Source organism: Dietzia sp. B44 (assembly GCF_014145245.1).
GTDB lineage: Bacteria > Actinomycetota > Actinomycetes > Mycobacteriales > Mycobacteriaceae > Dietzia > Dietzia natronolimnaea.
In genome coordinates, this window is the sequence record NZ_JAALEF010000455.1 from 1 (window position 1) to 5,073 (window position 5,073).

Consider the following 5,073-nt stretch of genomic DNA (forward strand, 5'->3'; position numbering starts at 1 on the left):
GAACGGCGCCTACGCGCCGCGTTGGACGCGCGCGGGATCACGCCGGTCCCCGGGACGGGAGCCGACCACCTGGCCTCCGCGGCGGAACCCGACGGCGAGGGCGCCGTCACGGGAACCCACGTGCTGCACGCCTCGGACTCGGACGACGAGGTGCGGGCGGTCGTCCGGTTCGTCCGCTCGCGCCTGGCGGCCGGGATACCGGGGCACCGGATCGGCGTCTACTACCCATCGCCGGATCCCTACCTGCGACTGCTGCTCCGCGCGTTCGACGAGGCGGAGATCGTCGTCAACGGGCCCTCCGCCACCGATCTCGGCCGCACGCCCGCCGGCCGGTCCCTCACCCGGTTGCTCGGGATCAACCCGGACCTCATGCCGCGGGCCGAACTGCTCTCGATCGCGGCCGAGGGGGCGGTGACGATCCTGGACGACCACGGGGCCCCGGTCTCGTCGCGCCGCCTGGAGTTGCTCACCCGCACGCGTGTCCCCGTGATCGGCGGCGGTGATTGGGCCCGCCTGGCCGAGCACCTGGCCATCGAACCGGATCCGTCCGGGCCCCGGCCCGACGCGGTGTCCCTTTTCACCGGTGTCGAGTTCACCGACTCCGACCGGGCGGCCGCCGCGGCTCTGCTGCGCCTCGTCGATCAGGTCCGGTCCGCCCTCGCCGCCCTGGACTCCGCACGGTCCTGGTCCGAGGTCGCCGCGACGGTGAACTCCATGCTCACCTCGCTCTTCCGGCAGAGCCTCGACCGGGCGGCCGTGCAGGCCGCCGTCGGTTCGCTCGCCGACCTCGACACCATCTCTCCCGCGATCACCCGCGAGCGGATCGTCGGCGCCGTGACCACGCGGCTGGACTCCCTCGCCGACCGGGTCGGCGAGGAGGGAGCGGGCGTGAGCCTGGGCCCGATCGACGACGCGGTCGGCCGGGATCTCGACACGGTGTGCGTGGTGGGCATGGCCGAGGGCCTGCTACCCGTCCTCCACCGACCCGATCCGCTCCTGCCCGAGGGCGCGGTCGACCCCTCGGCATCCGAGCTGCTCGACGAGCGCTACCGGGTGCTCCAACTGGCACTGTCGGCGGGCTCGGCCCGACGCCTGTGCTCGTTCCCCCGCGGGTCGATGCGGGGTGGCGGACACCGCATCCCGTCGCGGTGGCTCCTGCCCACACTGTCGCGCCTCGCCGGTCGGCGGGTCCACGCCACCAGGTGGCAGGAGGCCCTGGAGGGGTGCCCCACCGTCACCGCCGTCCCCTCCTTCCTCGACGGCGTCCTCTCCCCGCCGTCCCTCCTGGGCCCCGATCCGGCCACCACCACCGAACTGCGCCTGCGCGAACTCGCGGCCGGCGGGTGGCGGGCGGGACCGGGGGCGCCGGAGCCGCTCCTGCGGGCCCACGAAATGCGCCGGGACCGGAGGCTCGGGGTCTTCTCACGGTTCACCGGGGACGTGTCCTCGGTGAACGACCTGGTGAACGTGCTCGACACACCGGTCTCACCCACCCGCCTGGAGGACTGGGCCCAGAGTCCCTACCTGTTCTTCCTCGGCACCGTCCTCCGAGTCCGTGTACTCGACGATCCGGCGGCGGACATCGAGATGGACCTGCGCGACTACGGCGACCTGGTCCACGCGATCCTGCAGCGATACGTGTCCGCTCGACTCGAGCTGGGGGCCGGTCCGGACCGGGACCTGCTCATGCGTGCGCTCCGGGACGAGTGCGAGAAGGCCGTCACCGGGGCCCCCGGGTTGCTCGCCCCGCTGTGGCGCCGGCGGCAGATGCTCCTGGCCGCCGAGCTCGGCCGGTGGTTCGAGGAGGACAGCGCCGATGCCGACGCGGGCTGGCGGCCCACCGCCACCGAACTCGGATTCGGACGCGAGGTCCCCGGGGGACCGACGGTCCGGATCCCGTTCGAGGTGACCACCTCCCGCGGACCGGAGACCCTGCTCCTGGCCGGATCGATCGACCGACTCGACGTCCGGGGCGGCACACAACGCGTCACCGACTACAAGACCGGGAAGCCTCCCGGGTCGGAGCAACGCCCGAGCGAGGAGGACCCCACCGTGTCCGGCACCCGGTTCCAGCTCCCCCTCTACGCCGCGGCCGCCGCCACCGCCCGGGACGTGCCGGTGAGCGAGGTCCGCTACTGGTACTGCACCGAGCGCGGCGGGTTCGAACAGATCTCCCTCGCCGTCTCGGACACCGTCATGGACCGGGTCCGCTCGGACGTCGGGAACCTGGTCGACGCCATCCAACGGGGCTGGTTCCCCCTCAAGGGCGGACGCGGGTCCTCCCGTGATCTGGCCGACCTCCTCGGGGGAACGGACCTGGACCGCACATGGGAGCGACTGTCCGGGCGGGAGCCATTGGCGTCCCACCCCGCGTTCGTCGGCATCGTCGCCGGCGACACCACCGAGACCCGATCGGAGTCAGCCTCATGAGCGTGCTCCACGACCAACCCGCCCGGGACCGGGTCGAGCGCGACACCACCGCCACCCTGTTCGTCGAGGCCGGGGCCGGCACCGGCAAGACCCACGCCCTGGTCGGCCGGCTCAGCACCCTCCTGCTCACCGACGGTGTGCCCGTGGACCGGATCGCCGCGATCACCTTCACCGAGAAGGCGGCCGCCGAGTTGCGTGACCGGCTCCGCGTCCATCTGGTGGACCGACGGGACGCCGGCGACCAGCGCGCGGACGCCGCGCTCGCCGGGCTCGACACCGCCGCGATCGGGACCCTGCACTCGTTCGCCCTGCGCCTGCTCTCCGAGAATCCGCTGGAGGCCGGGATCCCGCCGAGGGTGACCGCCCAGCAGGACACCGCCGAGGCCACGGCCGTGGACGCCATGTGGCAGGAATGCGCGACCGTCCTGTTCGGCGGCGACCGGGACGGTTCGCGCTCCGGCGTCCTGGCCCGGGCCGTCGACGACCTGCTCGACGCCGGCGTCGGCACGCCCGCCTTCCGCGAGATGGTCGAGGCGCTGCACCGCGACTGGGACCGGCTCCCCAGCGGCCCTCTCCACTCCGGCGGGTCTCCCGACTCCGAGCTGCCCGACTCTCCCGATCTCGGCGAGATCGTCGCCGCGATCGGGTCGATCACCGGGTGGCGCGAGTCCTGCGTGGACGAGACGGACAAGCTCTTCCAGACCCTCGCCGGCCACGAGGCGTGGCTGAGGGACCTGCAGGCGGCGGCCACGGATCGGGCGGCGTCACCGACCTGGGTCGAGCTCCTCGGCAAGCCCATGACCGCAGGCCGGGGAGGCCGCGCCGCCGCCTGGGGGGACAAGGCCACCGTCGACGCCATCAAAGAGGAGATCAGGCGACTGCCCTCGATCTGCACCGAGGTCCTGTCCGCCCACTGGCGCCCACGCATCGCGATCATCCTGGACGCCCTCATCCCGGTCATCCGCAGACATGCCGACGACCGTCGCAGGCACGGCACGTTGCAGTTCCACGACCAGCTCGTGCTCGCCCGCGAGTTGCTGCAGGGCCGGGACGTCCGGGACCGGGTCAGGGCCCGGTACACCCGGATCCTCATCGACGAGTTCCAGGACACCGACCCCATCCAGCTCGACCTCGCCACGCTCCTCACCGCCGAGGAACAGACGGACGGCACCGGGTCGGTATCTGTGTCAGGGACCGGCAGGCTCTTCACCGTCGGTGACCCCAAACAGTCCGTCTACCGTTTCCGGCGGGCCGACATCTCCACCTACCTGCGAGCGCAGCGCGGGGACGGAGTCGAGGTCGAACGCCTGAGCACCAACTTCCGGTGTTCGCGGGCGGTGCTCGACTGGGTCAACGAGGTGTTCTCGGAAGTACTCCTCGCCGCGGAGGGAGTGCAACCCGACTACCGGGAACTGGAACCGGGTCCCGACCGGCCTCCGTTCGACCCCGCGCACGGCCCCCGCCCGTTCGTGTTCCGCACCGAGGACGTCCCCGAGCTTCCCGATCACTGTCCGCCGGACGCGAACGATGATGCACGACGCCACTGGACCGAGGCCTCCGATGTGGCCCGGGTGATCGCGACCGCCGTCCGCGAGCAGTGGACACACGAGTCCAGGGACGGCGGTCACACCCCGCTCCGCCTCGGGGACATCGCGATCCTGTTGCCCTCGCGGAGTTCGCTGCCCATGATCGAGAAGTGCCTCGACCACGCCGGGATCGATTTCCGGACCGAGGCGTCGTCCATCGTCTACGGCACCCCGGAGATCCGCGACCTCCTCCTCTCCGTGCGGGCCGTGGCCAACAGCGCCGACGAGGCCTCGCTCGTCGGTGCGCTCCGTTCCCCGCTGTTCGGCTGCGGCGACGACGACCTGCTCCGCTGGCGCGCCGCCGGTGGGGCGTGGGCCCCCGGTGCCCCGGCACCCGACCACCTCGAGGACTCCCCCGTCGCCGCGGGGATCGACTACCTCTCCGACCTGTCCCGGCGGAGCCGCCGGCCGGGCGAGATCCTGGAGAAGCTCGTCCACGACCGCATGGTCTTCGAGTCGGTCGCCGAGTCCCCCCGCCGCCGCGACCTGTGGCGGCGCATCCGCTTCGTCATCGAGCACGCCTGGCAGTGGGAGGAGTCCGCCGCCGACCCAGCCCGCGCCGACCTGCGGGAGTACGCGGACTGGGCGCTGGCCCTCACCGCCGAGGACGCCCGAGTCCCCGAGGCGGTGATCCCCGAGATCGGTGTCGACGCGGTGCGGATCACCACCATCCATGCCGCCAAGGGCCTCGAGTACCCCATGGTCGTCCTGGCCGGGATGAGCCGCGGCTGGCCCGGGGACCGCGACAGGCTCCTGTGGACGGACGACGATCCCCCGCGCCCCGTGGCCTCCTTCTCCACGCAGGTCCGTGATCCCGGATTCGCGCGGGCCGCAGAGCGAGAGGCCGAGCACTCCAGGGCAGAGCGGATCCGGCTCCTGTACGTCGCCACCACGCGGGCCGAGAGCCGGCTCGCCGTCTCCGGTCACGGATATGTCCTGAAAAAGCAGAAGAACCCGGAGCCCAAGAAGCTGTGGGGTTCCCTCCTCGGTTCGGTGATGGTGGAGCCCGACGCGCCGGCGCTCGTCCCCTACGGCGAGGGACTGCTCGAGCCGGCCG

Annotated in this window: 2 protein-coding genes; both read left to right on the forward strand. The window is 72.5% G+C overall.

Annotated features, from left to right (window positions below; genetic code table 11):
- A partial coding sequence (locus G6017_RS14040) for a PD-(D/E)XK nuclease family protein (protein WP_182617911.1) occupies positions 1-2,430 on the forward strand: 2,430 nt, incomplete at its 5' end.
- Positions 2,427-5,073: UvrD-helicase domain-containing protein (locus tag G6017_RS14045; RefSeq protein ID WP_182617913.1), on the forward strand; the 2,647-nt coding region annotated here is incomplete at its 3' end. The genes G6017_RS14040 and G6017_RS14045, both read left to right, overlap by 4 nt.